This is a genomic window from Streptomyces sp. NPDC020898 (assembly GCF_044333925.1).
Taxonomy (GTDB): Bacteria; Actinomycetota; Actinomycetes; order Streptomycetales; family Streptomycetaceae; genus Streptomyces.
Window position 1 is genome coordinate 150,614 of sequence record NZ_JBIRRV010000014.1, and the last position, 18,218, is coordinate 168,831.

Consider the following 18,218-nt stretch of genomic DNA (forward strand, 5'->3'; position numbering starts at 1 on the left):
CCATGACCGTACGCGTCGGCATCAACGGCTTCGGCCGCGGGCCGACACGTCGGTCCAGCCCTCGACCGGGCGGAGGCGGGCGCCCAGGACGTCGAGGTGGTCGCCGTCAACGACATCGCCCCGCCCGCCACCCTCGCCCATCTGCTGGAGTACGACTCGCCGTTCGGCCGCATCGGACGCGAGGTCACCCACGACGACAGTTCGATCACCGTCGACGGCCATCGCATCGCCGTCACCGCCGAACGCGACCCGGCCGCCCTCCAGTGGGGCGACTGCGGCGCAGGCATCGTCATCGAGTCCACCGGGCACTTCCGTGATCGCGACCTGGCCGCACTGCACCTGAAGAGCGGCGCACACACGGTTCTGCTCTCCGCGCCCGGCAAGAACGCGGACGCCACCATCGTCATGGGCGTCAACGACGGCACGTACGACCGCCACAGTCACCGGATCGTGTCGGCGGCCTCCTGCACCACCAACTGCGTCGCTCCGATGGTCAGGGTGCTCCACGAGACCTTCGGCATCGACCGCGGAATGATGACCACCATCCACGGCTGCACCAACGACCAGTCCCTGCTGGACGGCCCGCACAAGGACCTGCGCCGGGCCCGCTCCGCGGCGCTGAGCATCATCCCGACCAGCACGGGAGCGGCCCGCGCCGTCGGCCTGGTGCTGCCGGAACTGGCGGGTGCGCTGGACGGCATCGCGGTCCGCGTGCCCGTCGAGGACGGCTCGCTCACGGACCTCGCGGTGGTGCTGCGGCGCAAGGCGACGGTGGACGAGGTCAACACGGCCTTCACCGAGGCCGCTCAGGGCCCGTTGAACGGCATCCTCCGCGTGTCGAAGGCGCCCATCGTCTCCCGCGACGTCATCGGCGACCCCGCGTCCTGCGTCTTCGACCCGGCGCTGACGCAGGCGAACGGCAATCTGGTCAAGGTCTTCGGCTGGTACGACAACGAGTGGGGCTGCACCAACCGGCTCCTGGACCTCACGGCGCTGGTGGCCGACGACTGAGGGCGCCGACCCGTACACCGGCGTCACCGTCACCCCGCCCGGGCCCACGCCCGCACCCGCGGTGTCCGCCGGGTGCCGGCCTGGGCCCGTCGCGCGTGCGGGACCGGGCTCCAGGGCCGATCGGCCCCCGAAGCACCCCCGGACAGCCCATGCGGTCACTGCCCGGTCCGCTGGATGCTCGAAGTGTCAGAAGGCTTTGGAGGAGACCCACGATGACGTATGACACGCTCAGCCGACCCACGGTCCATGCCCTGCTCTCGGACGGCACCACCGTGTGCATACGTCCTGTGCGGCCGGGCGATCACGAGCAGCTGCAGAGGCTCTACGAGGAGATGTCCGCGGAGAATCTGCGGCTGCGGTTCTTCGCGGCGAGCCGGCGTTCCGCAGCGATGGCCGCCGACCGGGCCTGTATGCCGCCGCGCCCCGGACACCGGGCGCTGATGGCCGAGTCGAAGGACCAGGTGATCGGCCTGGCCGAGTACGAGGCCGGTGACGACGCGGCCACGGCCGAGATCTCCGTCGCAGTGGCCGACGGACTGCACCACCGGGGCGTCGGCACCCTCCTGGTCGAGCATCTGGTCTCCGCCGCCCGTGCGGACGGCATCACCACGTTCACGGCCGACGCGCTCTCCGAGAACCACGAAGTGCTTCGGCTCTTCGCCGACCTGGGCCTGCGCACCGCACGCCGTTTCGAGGGTCCGGAGGTGCGCTGCGTCATCGAACTGGACGAGCCGGCCGAGGACGACGGCTATCTCTCCGCCGTCGAGGCCCGCGGCCGGGCCGCCGACGTGGCCAGCCTGGAGCCGCTGCTGCGACCGGACGCGATCGCGGTGGTCGGCGCCGGGCGCAGGCCCGGATCGGTGGGGCGGGCTCTCCTGCACCATCTGCACGAGGGCGGCTTCACCCGGCGGCTCTTCGCGGTGAACCCCCGTGCCACGTCGATCCTCGGCGTGCCGTCCCACCCCTCGGTCAGCGCGCTGCCCAAGGTCCCGGATCTCGCGGTCCTCGCGGTGCCCGCGGCAGCCCTCCCCGCCACCGCGGAGGAGTGCGGCAAGGCCGGGGTACGGGCACTGCTCGTCGTCTCGGCCGACCTCGACAGCCGGCAGGCGGAAGCCCTCATGGCCGCGTGCCGCACGTACGGCATGCGGCTCGTCGGCCCCAACTCCCTCGGCATCACCAACACCGACCCGGCACTCTCCCTCGACGCCACCTTCGCGGCGGACCATCCGCGCCCCGGCACGGCGGGCGTCGCCGTGCAGTCCGGCGGCGTCGGCATCGCCCTCCTCGACGGGCTGTCCCGGCTCGGCATCGGTGTCTCGTCCTTCGCCTCGCTCGGCGACAAGTACGACGTCAGCGGCAACGACATGCTCCAGTGGTGGGAGAGCGACGACCGCACCGACCTCGCCCTGCTGCACCTGGAGTCCTTCGGCAACCCGCGGGCGTTCTCCCGTACCGCCCGGCGCGTGACCCGCCGTATGCCCGTGCTGACGGTCGACGCCGGCCGTACCGACGCCGGGCGCCGCGCCGCCGCCTCGCACACCGCGGCCGCCGCGACCCCGACCATGACCCGGCAGGCGCTGTTCACCCAGGCGGGCATCACCGCCACCCGCTCGGTGGGCGAACTCCTCGAAGCCGCCGCCCTGTTGCACTCCCAGCCGCTCCCGACAGGCACCCGCGTGGCGATCGTCACCAATGCGGGCGGCGCGGGTGTCCTGGCCGCGGACGCCTGCGCGGAGGCGGGGCTGTCGCTTCCGCCGCTCACCCCCTCGGTGGTCGAGAGCCTGTCTGCCGTACTGCCCGACGGTGCCACCGTCGGCAACCCCGTCGACGTCACCGCCGCCGTCACGGAGGAGCAGCTCGGGGACTGCGTGGACCGGATCATGCGGCACCCGGGTATCGACGCCGTCCTGCTGGCCCTCGTCCCCACGGCCGTCGCGGCGGCGACCGGCGACGACCTCGTGCGGGCCCTCACCAGCGGCCCCGCACGCCGCGCCGTTCCGGTCGCCGTCGTACGCCTGGAGCAGGACCTGCCCGTCAGGCTGCTGCCGGCCACGGAGGGCGGCGCGATTCCCTCGTACGCCGAACCCGGTGCGGCAGCACGTGCGCTGGCCCACGCCGCTCGCCGCGCGGCCTGGTTGAGCCGGGCGGCGGGCACGACCCCGGAGCTCGCACAGGTCGACACGGCCCGGGCCCGCACGGTCGCCGAGACGTACCTCGCCGCCCACCCGGACGGCGGCTGGCTCGACCCGGGCACCTGCGCCGAACTCCTCACCTGCTATGGCATTCCCCAGCTCCCGTGGTCCTGGGCGCAGACGGAGGACGACGCCGTCATCGCGGCCGAACGGCTGCGCGGCCCCGACGGCCGGGTGGTCATGAAGGCCCACTGGCCCGGCCAGCTCCACAAGAGCGAACAGCACGCCGTGCACCTCGATCTCGAAGGAGAGGCCCAAGTCCGGGCCGCCTACCGGGACTTCGAGACACGGTTCGCCGGCCTGCTGACCGGCGTGGTCGTCCAGCCACTGGCCGAGCGCGGCACCGAACTGTTCGCGGGAGTCGTGCAGGACGAGGTCTTCGGCCCGCTCGTACTGTTCGGACTCGGCGGCACCGCGACCGAGGTCCTGGCCGACCACGCCGCCCGCCTCGCGCCGCTGACCGACCATGACGTCCACGACCTGATCACCGCACCGCGCTGCGCACCGCTCCTGTTCGGCGCGCACGGCAGCGGACCCGTCGACCTCCAGGGTCTGGAACAACTGCTGCTGCGCCTGTCCCGCATGGCGGGCGACCTGCCGCAGCTCGCCGAGGCCGACTTCAACCCCGTCCTCGCGACGCCCGGTTCGGTCACCGTGCTCGACGCACGAGTCCGCCTGCTGCCGCGCACGGCTCAGGACCCCTATCTGCGCCGACTGCGATGAGGAGGAACGGACTTTCAAGGAGGTGGCACGACTCCTCGCCGACCTGATGGTCCGGCAGGCCGAGACAGCCGCCCTCTACGGGCCGCTCTGAGCGGCACAACCAATGAGAGGAGGCGGACCGCCATGCCCAGCAGTGTGTTGGTCGCCTACGGAACAACGAACGGATCGACCGCGCGGATCGCCGAGGCCGTGGCCGGGGTCCTGCGCAAGGCCGGGCTGACGGTAGATGTGCTGCCCGCCCAGTCCGTGGCGAGCGTGGCGTCGTACGAGGCCGTGGTGGTCGGAGGCAGCGTGTACGCCGGTCGCTGGCAGAAGCACGCCCGCCGCTTCGTCCGCCACCACCGTCGGGCACTGGCCGGACGCCCGCTGTGGATGTTCAGCAGCGGCCCGCTCGACCCCTCGGCCTCGGAGCGGAGCATCCCGCCCGTCCCCGGAGTGAAGCGGGCCATGATCCGGCTCGACGCCAGGGAACACGTCACCTTCGGCGGCTGCCTCGATGAGGGAGCGAAGGGATTCATCGCCCAGAAGATCGTCTCCTCCGGCAAGGGCGGAGACTTCCGCGACTTCACGGAGATCGAGGCGTGGGCCACCCGGATCGGCAGTGAACTCGCGGGCGTGTCACAAGGGAGGTGAACCATGCGGGCCTCCTCCCGTCTCCGTCCGCCGTCCGGTCGGGACACCCCGTGACCGTGCACGGGACCGGCCCCTGCGGGCGCGGACGGACCAGCGTGGCCAGGGTGGTGGCCGGTAACGCCGTCGGACGGGCGTGTGGGAGCGGGTGTGGGAAGCCCGTTCTGGAGCCCTGTTTGACGGCAAGGCCGAGAGCCCCGGACAGTACGGTGAAGACAGGGGAACTGGTTCGAGCCGCCTTGTCTGCTGTGTCGGTCGGAGGAAGTCATGAGCGGAGACGGTCGCGGCGGTTTTGAGGAGCATGTGCCCAAGCTGCGGCTCGATGAACTGCTGGGCGAGCTGCAGGTGCGCATCGACGCCGTACGGGGCACGCGGGACCGCCTGCACAGCCTGCTGGAGGCCGTCCTCTCGGTCGGCCGGGAACTCGACCTGCCGCAGGTGCTCCGCAGCATCGTCGAGGCCGCGGTGGTGCTGGTGGACGCCGAGTACGGAGCGCTGGGCGTGATCGGCGGTGACCAGAAGCTGTCCGAGTTCCTGACCGTCGGCATCGGCGAGGAGGGGCGCTCGGAGATCGGGGCACTGCCCAGCGGGCACGGGCTCCTCGGAGAGCTGATCCGGCACCCGGTGCCGCTGCGGCTGCCGGAGTTGTCGGAGCACCCGGCGTCGTACGGCTTCCCGGCCAACCATCCGCCGATGCACTCCTTCCTCGGCGTGCCGATCCGGGTGCGCGACGAGGTGTTCGGAAACCTCTACCTCACCGAGAAGCGCAGCGCCAGGGAGTTCGACGTGGAGGACGAGTCCGTTCTGTCGACGCTGGCGGTGGCCGCCGGAGTGGCCATCGAGAACGCCCGGTTGTACGAGGAGACCAGGCTGCGCGAACGCTGGCAGCGGGCCAGCGGCGAGGTCACCAGTATGCTCCTGACCGGTGCGCCGAGCGCGGACGTGATGGAACTGATCGTCGACGAGGCCCGGAAGATCGTCTCCGCCGACATGGGGCTGATCGCGGAGCGCGTACCGGGCGAGGAGACACTGCGGCCGGCTCTGGCGGTCGGCCTGGGCCGGGAGGAACGCAGCGGTCTGGTGCTGTCCGCGCGGGACGGTTTCGTCGGAGCGGCACTCGGCGCGATGGAGCCGGTGGTCAGCGCCGACATCGAGCACGATGCGCGCACGGGCGAGGGCGAAGCCCAGTGGGCCGGGCTCGGACCCGTGGTCGCGGTGCCGCTCGGCGCCGGCGGGAAGGCGCGGGGCGTGCTGCTGCTGGGACGCGTGCCGGGCGGTACGCCGTTCGGCGACGTGGACACCGGGCCGCTGCTCGGGTTCGCCGACCAGGCGGCGCTGGCCCTGGAGCTGGCCGAACGGCGGCGGGACGCGGAACAGATCACCCTGCTCCAGGACCGGGACCGCATCGCCCGCGACCTCCATGACCTCGCCATCCAGCGGCTCTTCGCGGCCGGCATGACCCTGCAGAGCACCCAGCGCTTCATGGAGCACCCCGAGGGCATGGAGCGGCTTACACGGACGGTCGACGACCTCGACGACACCATCAAGATCATTCGGTCCACGATCTTCGGACTGCGCACCCACGGCGGGGGAGGGCGGGAGAGCGACGGCTTGCGCGGCCGGGTGTCCGAGGCGGTGAGGTCCTCGGCCACGTCATTCGGATTCCCGCCCGCGCTGCGCATCGAGGGGCTCGTCGAGACCGATGTCCCCGGCGACATCGCCGACCACGTGGTCGCGGTGCTCGGCGAGGCCCTCAGCAACGCGGCCCGGCACTCCGGAGCGCAGGCGGTGGACGTCCGGCTTCAGTGCGCCAGGGGCGAGTTGACGCTCACGGTGACGGACGACGGCTGCGGGGTGCCGGGCGACGTAGGGCGCAGCGGGCTGAAGAACATCGAGGAGCGGGCTGTCGTCCTCGGCGGAACGCTGGCGCTCGGCCCACGGCAGGACGGCGGTGGCACGCGGCTGGTGTGGCGGGTTCCCGTGCGTGCGGACGGCGACGCGGCCGGAGGCTGACCGTCGAAGGGCGCGGCCCGGCGGCAGGCCCGGGCAGCGAGACGGGGTGGGGCGGGCTCATCGCGGCGGGCGGCCGGTGGAGTCGGGCCGTTCGAGATGGCTGGCCAGGACCGCCGCCTGGACGCGGCGCTGGACGCCGAGTTTGGCCAGCAGCCGGGAGATGTGGTTCTTCACCGTCTTCTCGGACAGGTAGAGCTTCTTGCCGATCTCGCGGTTGGTGAGCCCGTCCCCGATGAGCGTGAGGATGTCCCGCTCGCGGGGTGACAGGCCGGCGAGCTCGGGTGCGAGTGCCGGTCCCTCGGTGGGGTCCGCGCGCAGGGAGCGCATCAGGCGGGCGGTCGTCGTGGGGTCCAGCATGGACTGGCCGGAGGCGACCGTGCGGACCGCCGAGACCAGGTCGGAGCCCCTGATCTGCTTGAGCACATAGCCCGCCGCCCCTGCCATGATCGCGTCGAGCAGGGCCTCCTCGTCGTCGAACGACGTCAGCATCAGACAGGCCAGCTCCGGCATCCGGCTGCGCAGCTCGCGGCAGACACTGATCCCGTCACCGTCCGGCAGGCGCACGTCGAGGACGGCCACGTCCGGGCGCAGCGCCGTCCCGCGCGCCAGCGCGTGCTCGGCGCTGTCCGCGTCGCCGACCACCGAGATGTCCGGCTCCGAGTCCAGCAGGTCGGTGAGACCGCGTCGTACGACCTCGTGGTCGTCCAGCAGGAAGACCCGGATCGGGTTCTGCTGGGTGAAGGTACGCGCCTCGGCCATGACGACCTCTCGTTCTCTGGTGGACCACAGACCACGGACCACATGCCGACCGTGATGACGATCGTCACCCTTGTGAAGCGGATGCACCAGGGCCGACCGGCCCAACCCGGCGACGGACCCCGGTTCGGCCGGCGGTCATCGCTCCGGGCGGCGAGCCGGGCCCGTGAGCTCGCACTCCACGTCCACCACACCCTCGACGGCCCTCACCAGGCGTGCGGCCACGGGCACCAGAGAGGTGTCCCTGACGCGCCCGGCGAGTGTGACGACCCCCTCCTTCACCTGCACACGCACAGCCGAGTACGAGGCGGGGAACAGGTACGGCACGACTTCCCTGCGGACCTCCTCGGCGACCTCCTCGTCGTCCCGCAGGAACACCTTCAGGAGATCACCGCGGCTGACAACGCCTTCCAGCCTGCCTGAGCCGTCGACGACGGGGAGCCGCTTGACCTTGGCGTGCGCCATGGTGCGGGCGGCCCGCGCGAGGGTCGCGTTCGCGTGGACGGTCAGGGCCGGCGACGTCATCAGCTCCTCGGCGGTCACGGCGCCGGCCTTGGCGATATCGGAGAAACGCCGCAACTGTGTGTCACGGTCGGGGTCGGCGTCGCGGAACTCCTCCTTGTACAGCAGGTCGGCCTCGGAGACGACGCCGACCACCCGGCCCTCGCCCTCACCTTCGCCCTCCAGAACGGGAAGGGCACTGACGTTCCACTGCTCCATCAGCTGCACGATCTCCTTGAAGTCGGCCCTGCGGCCGATGGAGGCGACGGTGCGGGTCATCACGTCGCTCACGATGTGCGGGGTGCCGTGCACGGTGACTCCTTGGTCGGTTCCGGCGATTCCATCGCGGCCGGGTCAGCGAGAGCTGCCGCTGCCGTAGGGCGCGTACACGTCCAGCAAGCGGGTCCTCGCCGACCGCAGCCGACGGGCGACGACGTCGCCCACCCACTGGGTCACTGCCATTCCCAGCACGGGATCGGCCCGGCACATGGCCCGTACGGCCTCGGCGTCGAACTCGTACGCGCGCACCGGGCTCGTCGTCTCGGCGCCCAGACACCAGGCGTGCGGTCCGAACAGCCAGGACCAGCCGACGAGTTCGTTGTGCCCGAGTGTCTCGATGACGGCTGCTCGACGGCCGGGGACGTGCATGTCGAGGGCGATCGTGCCGGTACGGATGATCCAGAACCGGTCGGCGCGCCCGCCCTCCTTGAAGAGATGGGTGCCCTGCGGGAACGACACCTCGCGGGCGAGGTGCATCAGCCGCTCGCGGTGATCGGCGGGCAACGCCCGCAGCATGGTGGATGTAGGGGAAGTGTTCATGGTCCTGCCTCTTCCTGGCGCGCGACCCTGCCGACTCCAATCTCTCCCCACCTCCCGTCCTCCGCCATGGGCCACCCGGCCCCCAGGCCGGGCCGCATGGCATCCGTCAGGGCGATCGGCACGGCCCGTGCCCGGCGGGGACAGCATCAGGGCCGAAGGGCCCCTCACAAGGGCCTGCCCGGCCTCTGCGCCGCTGCTCGTCCCGGTACCAGGCTCGATGGAAGAAGAGAAACCCACAGGCAGCAACACTGGAGGTACGGATCATGCTTCGACATGTCACCGCGGGGATCGACGGTTCTCCCGAAAGCCTGGCCGCCGCGCACTGGGCGGCCCGGGAAGCCACGCGCCGAGGCGCCGCGCTGTGCCTGGTGCACGCCTGGGAGTGGCATCCGCGTCCGGCCGCGTCCGTGCCCGCGGACATGTCCGAACGGGCCCGGGCCGAGGACCTGCCGGAACGGGTGGCCGACAGCATGCGCGCCGCGCACCCAGGTCTGCAGGTCATCGGCCAGGCGCTGGCGGACTCGCCGGTCTCTGCCCTTCTCAAGGCAGCCGAGCAGGCCGAGCTCCTGGTCCTCGGCTCCCGTGGACTCGGCGGGGTCACGGGGTTCCTGATGGGGTCGGTGTCGCAGCGGGTCGTCGCCAGGGCACCGCGTCCCGTGGTGTTGGTGAGGGCGGGCGGGAGCACCGCCGACGAGCACTTCTCGGCACCGGACGGCATCTCCCCGGACGAGATACCCGGGATCCCGTACCGCGATGTCGTCCTCGGTCTCGACACCGGCCGACCCTGCGACGAGCTGATCGAGTTCGCCTTCGACGCCGCTGAGCGCCGGGGCTCCTCGCTGCGCGTGGTCCACGCCTTCAGCCGTCCGCCGGACTTCGCCGTGACGGACAGGAACGTCCCGGTGAGCGGCCCGGGGCTGCGCGCGGAGCACCAGCACGCCGTGGTCGCCGCGCTGCGCCCCTGGTGCGAGAAGTTCCCCGAGGTCACCGTCACCGAGAGCGTCACCGAAGGACGCGCGGCCGACGAGCTGATCAGCGCCTCGGCCGGCGCGGCCCTCGTCGTGGTGGGACGCCGGATCCGCGAATCCCGTCTCGGCACCCACCTCGGCCCCGTCACACACGCGGCGCTGCATCACGCACCCTGCCCCGTCGCCGTCGTCCCGCACGCCTGAACAAGCCCGGAGGGCAAGGGGGCGAACCTCGCGGAGATGACCCGGCTGGGACTGCCCGTACCCCCTGGCTTGACCGTCACCACCCACGGAGCCCGGCCTGAAGACCGGCGTCTGCGGAGAACACGGCGGCGACCCGGACTCCATCCACTTCTTCCACGACACCGGACTCGACCACGTCTCCTGCTCGCCGTTCCGCGTCCCGGCCGTCCGCCTCGAAGCGGGCCGCGCCGCCCTCGCGAACCGGGCGGAAGGCACGTCGACAGCCGCTGAGACGCCATGCGCCGGCCGTCGGCCGTCGGCCGGACAGCACCGATCAAGGGGAGGGCAGACATGACCACCCGTCATGTGACAGTAGGCGTGGACGGTTCGTTCGTCGCCGTACGGGCGCTGGACCGGGCCTGCGAAGAGGCGGTGCTGCGCGGCGCCGTGCTGGACATCGTGTACGCGGTGCCCGACCTCGACGAGGCCGGTCCGGTACTGGCGTCCGCCGCCTCCCGGGTGCGTGACCGCCACCCCGGCCTACCGGTCACGGCCTGTGCCGTCGTGGGCGGACCGGTCCAGGCGCTGGTGCGTCACGGCCGGGGCGCCGAGCTCACCGTGGTCGGCACCCGCGGGCTCGGCAGCATGGCCGCACTGCTGTTCGGCTCGGTGAGTCTGCGGCTGGCCGGGCACACGCACGGACCTCTGCTCGTCGTACGAGGGGACCGCCGGCCCGCAGGTCGTGGCGAGGTGCTGCTCGGCCTGGAGAGCGACACCGATGCGGATGCCGCCGCGTTCGCCTTCGCGGAGGCGGCACGCCGCGGAGCCCGGCTGCGGGTCCTGAACGCCCGGCCCCGTCGACACCTGACGCCCGAACTCCCGTCCCTGGTGCCCGCGCGTCAGGTGGAGAACGACGGCACCCGGCAGGTTCGAACCGAACAGGCCGTGCCCCGCCTTGCGGTGGCCGGGCCAAGGCAGTGGTACCCCCATGCCGAGGGAGGGACCCGCACGGTCCGGACCGGCCCGGCGCCCGCGCTGCTGGAGGCGACCTGTGACGCCGCGGTCGTGGTCGTCAGCGCCCGCCGCGGACCCCACCGGCTCGGCCGGCAACTGGGCCCGGTCACCCACGCCTTGCTCAACCACTCCCATTGCCCGGTAGTGGTCGTCCCCACCGGGACGGTGTAAAGCCGATGGCGCGAAACCCTGAACGGGCTCCGGAGAAGGACCTTCGGGCCCTGCCGGGGACCAGTGGCCCCTCCTGACACCCGCTCCCGGCCCGGAGACTGAAGCGCGTCCCTGAAGGAGGTCTCGCCCCATGCTCCGCAACATCACCGTCGGCCTGGACGGCTCACCCGAGAGCCTCGCCGCGGCCGACTGGGCCGCCCGCGAAGCGCAGCTCCGCGACACGCCCCTGCGCCTCGTGCACGCCTGGCGGTGGCAGCCCCGCACACACACGTCACTGACGGGCACCCCCATACCGTCGCCCCTGAACGACCTGCGGCGCGACTGGGCCGAACGCCTGCCGGCCCGGCTCACCGAGCGCCACCCCGGCCTGCGCGTCAGCGCCGAGCAGAGCGCGGAGTGGCCCGTCGCGGCCCTGCTGGCTGCCTCCGGGGACGCCGATCTCCTGGTGCTGGGATCCCGGGGCCTGAGCGGAGTGACCGGGTTCCTGGCCGCCTCCGTCGCGCTCTGGGTCGTGGCCCGGACCGAGCGGCCGGTCGTCCTCGTCCGAGCCGGTGAAGGCGCCGAGAACGATCACATGACGGGCGATGTCGTGCTCGGGCTCGGGCTGGAGAACTCCGACGACTCCGTGATCGGGTTCGCGTTCCACGCGGCTTCCCGCCGTGCGGCGAACCTGCGCGTAGTCCACGGCTGGAAGCCACCGCCCTCCTCCTACGGCTACGGCGAGGCCTTCGACATCGAGCCCAACGCGGAACTGGGCACGCAGGTGCGGCGCAGGCTGGCCGACGCACTGCGGCCGTGGCGGTCGAAGTTCCCCGGCATCGAGGTGAACGAGCAGGCCCTGATCGGCACGGCGGGCTCCCACCTGGTGGACGCCTCCCGGAACGCCGCACTTGTCGTCATCGGCCGGCGCAACCGTCGTACACCGTTCGGGAATCACATCGGACCGGTGACACACGCGGTCCTGCACCATGTCGCCGCCCCGGTCGCGGTGGTCCCGCACGACTGACCACGCCCTCGATCCGCAGCACACGCACGGATCCCGGGCCGGGAGCCGGCAACGGGGTGGGGCACCGCTCCGCCGCGCGTTCGCGAGCCGAGGGTTCGAACCGGCGCTCTGGCCGTCCCGGCCGGCCCGCGCCATGAGCCTCGCCCATCGTGAAGTCGCGGGTCATGAGGCTGGCGTGGGTCGGGACCGGGATGCTCGTGCTGGTTGCGGGCAGGGGAATGGCCCGGAAGGGACGTTCGGCCCCTGTGACGGTACCTGTGGGCCCCTGTGGTCCGACTGGTCCGGGCAGGACATTGAACGCAGGACGACGACGGCACGCCGACAGATGTCGCGCTTACGCCAACCAGACCCCAGACAGGGATGGACATCATGGCAGTACACGAAACTCCCGGCCGGCACACGGGGTTCCACCTCCCGTCGCGGCACCGGGCCGGGACGGCCCGGAGGTCCGGCGAGACGACGACGGCCACGGCGACCCGCGCGCAGGTCTTCGCGGGGCTGCGGATCGTGACCGGGTTCGTCTTCCTGTGGGCCTTCCTCGACAAGACCTTCGGCTGGGGCTACGCCACCGCGTCCGGCAAGGGCTGGGCCGACGGCGGCTCGCCCACCAAGGGCTTCCTCAGCGGTGTCGCCGCCGGACCCATGCAGTCCACCTTCCACTCCTGGGCCGGAGCGGGCTGGGCGAACTGGCTGTTCATGCTCGGCCTGCTCGGCGTCGGCCTCGCCCTGGTCAGCGGCATCGCACTGCGGCTCGCCGCGGTCGCCGGCACCGCCCTGATGGCGTTCATGTGGATCGCCGAGTGGCCGCCCGCCAAGCACCTGGCCGACGGCTCGCCGAGCATGTCCAGCAACCCGCTCATCGATTACCACGTCCTGTACGCGGCCGTCCTGATCGCCCTCGCGGTCGCCTCGGCCGGCACCACCTGGGGACTCGGCAGGACCTGGGCCGGCCTTCCCGTAGTCCGCGACCACGCCTGGCTCCGCTGACCCCGGACCCACCCATGGCGGTGAGCAGCGGTACCGCGCGGTCGCACCCGCCGCCGGCCATGCATCCAAGGGCAACACACCTATTCCACAAGGAAGTTGGCAGCATGTCCCGCATCATCGCCGCAGGCCTGGACGGCTCGCGCGAAAGCCTGGCCGCAGTGGACTGGGCGGCCCGTGAGTCCCTGCTCCGTGATCTGCCCTGCCGCCTCGTACACGCCTGGGAAATGGAGTCGTACGCCTACCCCACCGCCTACGCGCCGCCGGCCGGGCCGGACCTGCGGCGCCACTGGGCGGAGCGCGTGCCGCGCGAGGCCGAGGAGGATCTGCGCCGCCGTTATCCCGGCCTGCGGGTCAGCGCCGACCAGGTCGACGGGCAGCCGGTCCCGGTGCTGCTGGCGGCCGACGCCGACGCCGAACTGCTGGTCCTCGGGTCGCGGGGGCTGAGCGGCATCGGCGGTTTTCTGGTCGGCTCGGTGGCGCTCTCGGTGGTGGCCCACGCCACCAACCCGGTGGTCCTGGTGCGGGCCGAGGAGCCGGACGCCTCCGGCCCTCGCCCTGCGGAGCCCCCGTACGGCGAGGTCGTGCTCGGCCTGGACCTGCGGCGGCCCGCCGACGCGCTGATCGAGTTCGCCTTCGATGCCGCCGCCCGTCGCGCGTCGGCCCTGCGTGTCGTTCAGGGCTGGACCCCGCCGGCCTACTACGGCCTGGACACCGGCTTCGGCTACACCTCCGGCGCCGTCACCCAGGGCCTGGGGGGCGAACTGGCCGCACAGGAGGCGGGCGGGCTGACCGACGCGCTGCGCCCGTGGCGGGAGAAGTTCCCCGGAGTCGAGGTGACCGAGAACTCCGTGATCGGCGGGGCCGCCCACCACCTGGTGGAGGCCGCTGCCGGCGCCGGCCTGCTGGTCATCGGCCGCCGCAACCGCGATTCGGCGATCGGCACGCACCTCGGCCCGGTCGCCCACGCGGTGATGCACCACGCCGCGGCCCCGGTCGCGGTCGTCCCGCACGACTGACCCTGACATGACGAACCCATCTTGAGGAGGGCTCCTCAGGAACTTCGGGAACTGAGGCCGGGGAGGAATTCGGTCTCGTCGATGAAGGCGCGGGCGACGTCCGACAGGCGGCGGTTGTGGGAGCGGGCGTAGGCCCGCAGGGTGGTGAAGGCCTGTTCCATGTCCGTGTGGCGGCGTTCGGCGAGTTTCCCCTTGGCCTGTTCGATCAGGACGCGGCTGCTGAGGGCTGTCTGCAACTGCTCGTTGAGGAGCGTGCTGCGCTCGCTGGTGCGCTGTTGCAGCAGGCTGATGGTGGCGACGTCGGCGAGGGCCTGGGCGAAGGGGGTGGCTGCGGGACTGATGGGCGCCGGGGTGGTGTGGAAGAGGTTGAGGGCGCCGACGACCTCGTCGCGCAGGCGCATGGGCAGCGCCTGGACGGCGGTGAAGCCGCTGCGCCGGGCTTGGGCGGTGAACAGGGGCCAGCGGGCGGCCTCGTCTCGCAGGTCGTGAACGGAGACCGCGATTCCGGTGTGGAAGCAGTCCAGGCAGGGGCCTTCGTGGTTCTGGAGCTGAAAGAGTTCCAGCAGGCGCACCCGTTCGTCGGAGGCGGCCATGACCCGCAGCACGCCGTCACGGTCGGCGAGCAGGACGCCCGCCGCGCTCGCGTCGAGCAGGTCGACGCAGCGGTCGGTGAGCAGGCGCAGGAAGTCCATGAGGTCGAAGTCGGCGACGAGACTGTCCGCCAGCTCGACGAACGTCCGGGCCATCAGCTGTTCCTTCATCATGCACACCTCTGTGTGTGGGGTGGGAGCATCAGGGCTCGTCGTCGAGAGGTCACGCATCCGGCGGTTGCATGTCGGACGGAGTCGTGCCCGGGGGGAGGCGGAGCCGATGGGCGACCACGTCGGCGGCGACCAGCGAGATCCGTGTCCCCCGGGCGTATGCGTGGGCGCGCAGCCGGACGAAGGCTTCCTCGAAGCCGACGCCGAGCTGGACCATGAGGATGCCGGTTGCCTGGTCGATCTCGGCGCGGTAGCCGCCCAGGTCGTCGAAGGGAGCGACGTCCGTCCGATCGGTGTCGGACGGGACACCCGTCTCAGTGATCCGGGCATCGAGCAGAAGCAACGCGGCGGTGTCGGCGAAGGCCATCGCGTCGGCCACCTCGTCCGCGTCCAGCTCGACCGAACTGCTGGAGTACAGATCGAGCACTCCGGGGCTGATGGTGCCGATCCGCAGAGGGAAGGCGAAGACCGCTCTTGCCCCGGCTTCCAGAGCCGCGTCGGCGAACACCGTCCAGTGTCGCTGGAGTTCACCGGCCAACAGATCGGGGCAGAGGACCGCCGAGCCCAGGACGTAGGCGTCCACGCACGGCCCCTCGCCCAGTGTGAGCTGGAGTTCTTCCAGCTGCTGACTGACGGAGTCGGTACCGCACAGCGGATGACTCGCCCGCCCCCGGGACATCGCGGACATCCCGGCCCCGCCGACCGGCAGCGCCGCAACCGCCGCCGTACACACGTCGAGGACGCCGACCCGGGCGCCGCGCAGGGCCGCCTGCTCTGCCACGAGAGCCTGGATCCGCGCCGACCGGCTACCGGGGATCACGGCGACCACCGGGTCCAGGGCTGGTGATCAAGCTCCTCCGGCCTCGCCGCCGTTCGCACCGCCAAGAGGAGAACCAGCGACTTCGATGCCTCAGCGGTCAGCATCGCGAACGCTGATCGCCAGGTGTCACGCTCGTGGTGTGTGGCCGATGGTCTGGGCGTATGCGCGATCGGATCGGCCCGGGCAGGGCCGTCACAGCACACCGCCCGGGAGAGCGGCCGGCGCCGGGGCGAGCCGGTGCGCGGCCTGGTGCACGGAAGAGGGTTGTGGGGAAGGTCGGCTCCCGGCGAAGGCGTCCGGGAGAGCGAGGAAGGGGGAGTCGGAGCCGGTGAGGGCGGCGAGGCGCTCCATCGCCGGGCTGGGGCGGTGCAGTTGCAGGGATCCTCCGACCGCGGTGGTGTGCGCCAGCGCGTGGAGGAAGGCGGTGGGGCCGTCGCGGTCGCAGAAGGTGACGGCGGCGGCATCGACGTCGACGGCGCGGATGCCGTCGTGGAGGCACCGCTCCGGTGACGTGTGCACCAGCGGCGCCGAACCCAGGTCGATCCGGCCGAGGGTGGCCGGCGCCCGGTTGTCGGCGTCGTGCCGGTGGACGTTCAGGACGGGTGGGACACTCATGGGCAGGGTGCCTCGGTTCACGAGACCGTGCCGGGCTCCCGGTACGGTCGTACTGTCGAGCAGGCAGGTGAGTGACCGATCCAGCAGCCGATGTTCCGGGGCGCAGGACCCAGCCGGTTCCCTCGGGGATGCGCTGGGCGACCGGACGAACGATCCGCTCTCCGCAGGCATGTGTGCCAAGCAGTGGTGGCCCGCCGGGGTCTGGGACGTCCGCACACAGCATAGTCCTGAGGCCGGCCCTCGGTTGGTCCGGGCGAGGGACACCACGATGTTCACACGGCGGTGATCAGGGCGGCTCCGATGCCGTGCCGGGGGCGCGGAGCACAGGTGAAACCCCGTCAGCCGGGCAGTCGTCCGCTGTACCGCCCGCACCGCCGCAGGAGCTTCACACGCCCCTGTGCTCAGCGAATACCGCACAACTCGCGGCCGGGCCAACCCTTATCGGCCTTCTCCCGGCCGGCTTGGTCCTCTCGATGTCAAGGACCGTCGGGCTCCGGAACTATCAAAGGACGTTGATGGAGAATCGCAGAGAAGAAAGAGAACAAAGAGAAGAAGAGGCACGGGCGCCGAAGCGCAAGGTGCTCGACCTGACGGCTGTGCAGGTGGTGGCGAGCGCACTCGCGACGGTGGTGGGCGCGGTGCTGGCGTCGCTGCTGGGGGTGACCGGGACGATCATCGGCGCCGCCGTGGTCAGTACCAGCGCGACCACCGGCGCAGCGGTCTTCTCGCATGCTTTCCGGCGGACGGGCGAGGGGATCCGCAGCCGGGTGCCGCCGGTGGGAGTGCCGAGGACGCCGGGCGAGGAGCGCGTGGAACACCGCGCCGACGCCCGGGCGGCGTTCGGGTTACCGGCCGACGCTTCGGTTGCCGACCATGTACGGCACTTCGCGCTCTCCGAAGGCCAGTCGGTCACCACTTATCGGGGTGGCTCCCTCCGGAATCGAGGTGGCTCCTTCCGGAAGTCCATCGGCTGGAAGAAGTACGCCCTGGCGACGGGCCTGGTGTTCGCCCTGGCGATGGTCACGGTGACCGTGGGGGAGCTCATCATGGGCAAGCCCGTGGCGGCGGTGGTCAGGAACGAGCAGGGCAGGGGAACCTCGGTGGGCGGTGGCTCGGCCGGTAGCCGTGTTCCCACGGACAACGTGACACCCACCCCGGCTGCGTCCAGTGGTTCGGCGCCGCAGACGGGCGGTTCAGCCTCGCCGGACGCGAGCGCGGCGCCGGACACCAGTTCTGGTCCCAGCCCGAGTCACAGTCCCGGCCTCAGCCCGAGTCCCAGTCGCAGTCCCGGCGCCAGCCCCAGCTCTTCGACGTCGTCCGGGCCGTCCGGCAGCGGTGCCGTGAGCAGTTCCGACGTCACTGGTCAATGAGCGGGGCTCTGCCGCTCGGCAGTCCACCGGATCCGGTTCAGTGAACTCGTCCTGATTGAGAGGGTGTTGGCAGCAAGTGCGGGTGCGGCCCGTCGGTGACGGGACGGGGTCCGCACTGATGCGCGAGATTGCGCCCTCAAGGAGCGCGAGAGGTGATCGACACTGGCGGGGCGTGCGGCCCGGGAGCTGGGAGCCTGGTGGCGCGGTGACCGTGCGGGACATCAGCATGGGTACCGGCCTCTGCTGGAACAGTAGGCAGGCCCGGGCAGCCATCGCCAGGGTGCGGACCGGTCCGAGCGCAGCACAGCCAGCGCACCGAGGCACCCACCAGCACGTCAACGCGTCCCGCCGCGCGCGCGTGCCCTCACCGGCCACCGCATCCAGCCCGGCCCACTGAGCCACGACCAGCTCGCCGCGGCCTTCAACCTCGCCGACACCCTCGCCGAGATCATCATCGGCCAGGCCGCCCGGCCCCCCGGGCCGAGCAGCCGGCTCCCGGACGAACTCGGCCTGGAATTCGCCGAAGTCCACCAGGCCACCGGCCTGCTCTCCGCCCAGCTCGGCATCACCTGCGCCCAAGCCCTGATACAGCTGCGCGGCTACGCCTACAGCCACGAACTTCCGCTGCTGGCCACCGCTCGCGACGTGCTCGCCTACCGGCT

The 18,218-nt window shown here is 71.8% G+C and carries 15 protein-coding genes and 2 pseudogenes; 11 read left to right on the forward strand and 6 right to left on the reverse strand.

Annotated features, from left to right (window positions below; genetic code table 11):
• The first annotated feature begins 2 nt into the window (after nt 1-2).
• From gap to ACH4TV_RS35120, 4 genes and pseudogenes are all read left to right on the forward strand, one after another.
• A pseudogene (gene gap / locus ACH4TV_RS35105) lies at nt 3-1,011 on the forward strand (type I glyceraldehyde-3-phosphate dehydrogenase).
• Nucleotides 1,012-1,223: 212 nt separating this feature from the next.
• Nucleotides 1,224-3,926 (forward strand): GNAT family N-acetyltransferase, encoded by a 2,703-nt coding sequence (locus ACH4TV_RS35110; protein ID WP_398405305.1) that lies wholly within the window; start codon nt 1,224-1,226, stop codon nt 3,924-3,926.
• A gap of 123 nt (nt 3,927-4,049) precedes the next feature.
• The gene (locus ACH4TV_RS35115; protein WP_398405306.1) at nt 4,050-4,559 is read left to right on the forward strand and encodes a flavodoxin domain-containing protein; all 510 of its coding nucleotides are present in this window, start codon (nt 4,050-4,052) and stop codon (nt 4,557-4,559) included.
• 264 nt (nt 4,560-4,823) lie between these two features.
• A complete protein-coding gene (locus ACH4TV_RS35120) occupies nt 4,824-6,569 on the forward strand; it encodes a GAF domain-containing protein (protein ID WP_398405307.1) in 1,746 nt (581 codons plus the stop codon).
• Between the two features lie 57 nt (nt 6,570-6,626).
• Here ACH4TV_RS35120 and ACH4TV_RS35125 read toward each other — a convergent pair whose 3' ends face one another.
• From ACH4TV_RS35125 to ACH4TV_RS35135, 3 genes are all read right to left on the reverse strand, one after another.
• Nucleotides 6,627-7,328 (reverse strand): response regulator, encoded by a 702-nt coding sequence (locus tag ACH4TV_RS35125; protein WP_398405308.1) that lies wholly within the window; start codon nt 7,326-7,328, stop codon nt 6,627-6,629.
• Nucleotides 7,329-7,463: 135 nt separating this feature from the next.
• Nucleotides 7,464-8,138, reverse strand: a complete 675-nt coding sequence (locus tag ACH4TV_RS35130) for a CBS domain-containing protein (protein WP_398405309.1) — start codon at nt 8,136-8,138, stop codon at nt 7,464-7,466.
• 42 nt (nt 8,139-8,180) lie between these two features.
• The gene (locus ACH4TV_RS35135) at nt 8,181-8,645 is read right to left on the reverse strand and encodes a cyclic nucleotide-binding domain-containing protein (RefSeq protein ID WP_398405310.1); all 465 of its coding nucleotides are present in this window, start codon (nt 8,643-8,645) and stop codon (nt 8,181-8,183) included.
• A 263-nt stretch (nt 8,646-8,908) separates the two neighbouring features.
• Between ACH4TV_RS35135 and ACH4TV_RS35140 the strand changes: the two genes are divergently transcribed.
• From ACH4TV_RS35140 to ACH4TV_RS35165, 6 genes and pseudogenes are all read left to right on the forward strand, one after another.
• Nucleotides 8,909-9,817 carry a universal stress protein gene (locus ACH4TV_RS35140; protein WP_398405311.1) on the forward strand — a complete coding sequence of 303 codons (909 nt, stop codon included), beginning with the start codon at nt 8,909-8,911 and terminating at the stop codon, nt 9,815-9,817.
• Between the two features lie 85 nt (nt 9,818-9,902).
• Nucleotides 9,903-10,151 (forward strand): annotated as a pseudogene (locus ACH4TV_RS35145) (putative PEP-binding protein); the annotation flags it as partial.
• The gene (locus tag ACH4TV_RS35150) at nt 10,148-10,981 is read left to right on the forward strand and encodes a universal stress protein (protein ID WP_398405312.1); all 834 of its coding nucleotides are present in this window, start codon (nt 10,148-10,150) and stop codon (nt 10,979-10,981) included. The pseudogene ACH4TV_RS35145 and the gene ACH4TV_RS35150, both read left to right, overlap by 4 nt.
• Before the next feature lie 130 nt (nt 10,982-11,111).
• Nucleotides 11,112-11,987 carry a universal stress protein gene (locus ACH4TV_RS35155; protein WP_398405313.1) on the forward strand — a complete coding sequence of 292 codons (876 nt, stop codon included), beginning with the start codon at nt 11,112-11,114 and terminating at the stop codon, nt 11,985-11,987.
• A gap of 369 nt (nt 11,988-12,356) precedes the next feature.
• Nucleotides 12,357-12,974, forward strand: a complete 618-nt coding sequence (locus tag ACH4TV_RS35160; RefSeq protein ID WP_398405314.1) for a hypothetical protein — start codon at nt 12,357-12,359, stop codon at nt 12,972-12,974.
• Between the two features lie 104 nt (nt 12,975-13,078).
• Complete coding sequence (locus tag ACH4TV_RS35165; RefSeq protein ID WP_398405315.1) at nt 13,079-13,990, forward strand: universal stress protein; 912 nt, start codon at nt 13,079-13,081, stop codon at nt 13,988-13,990.
• Between the two features lie 35 nt (nt 13,991-14,025).
• Here ACH4TV_RS35165 and ACH4TV_RS35170 read toward each other — a convergent pair whose 3' ends face one another.
• From ACH4TV_RS35170 to ACH4TV_RS35180, 3 genes are all read right to left on the reverse strand, one after another.
• The gene (locus ACH4TV_RS35170; RefSeq protein ID WP_398405425.1) at nt 14,026-14,751 is read right to left on the reverse strand and encodes a GAF and ANTAR domain-containing protein; all 726 of its coding nucleotides are present in this window, start codon (nt 14,749-14,751) and stop codon (nt 14,026-14,028) included.
• Between the two features lie 52 nt (nt 14,752-14,803).
• On the reverse strand, nt 14,804-15,532 hold the full coding sequence (locus ACH4TV_RS35175) for a GAF and ANTAR domain-containing protein (RefSeq protein ID WP_398405316.1): 729 nt from the start codon (nt 15,530-15,532) through the stop codon (nt 14,804-14,806).
• 231 nt (nt 15,533-15,763) lie between these two features.
• Nucleotides 15,764-16,186: an STAS domain-containing protein gene (locus ACH4TV_RS35180; protein WP_398405317.1), complete on the reverse strand. Its 423-nt coding sequence runs from the start codon at nt 16,184-16,186 to the stop codon at nt 15,764-15,766.
• A gap of 515 nt (nt 16,187-16,701) precedes the next feature.
• On the opposite strand from ACH4TV_RS35180, the gene ACH4TV_RS35185 reads away from it, so the two are divergent.
• Entirely contained in the window at nt 16,702-17,556 is an 855-nt protein-coding gene (locus ACH4TV_RS35185; RefSeq protein ID WP_398405318.1) for a hypothetical protein, read from the forward strand.
• Nucleotides 17,557-18,218 lie beyond the last annotated feature (662 nt).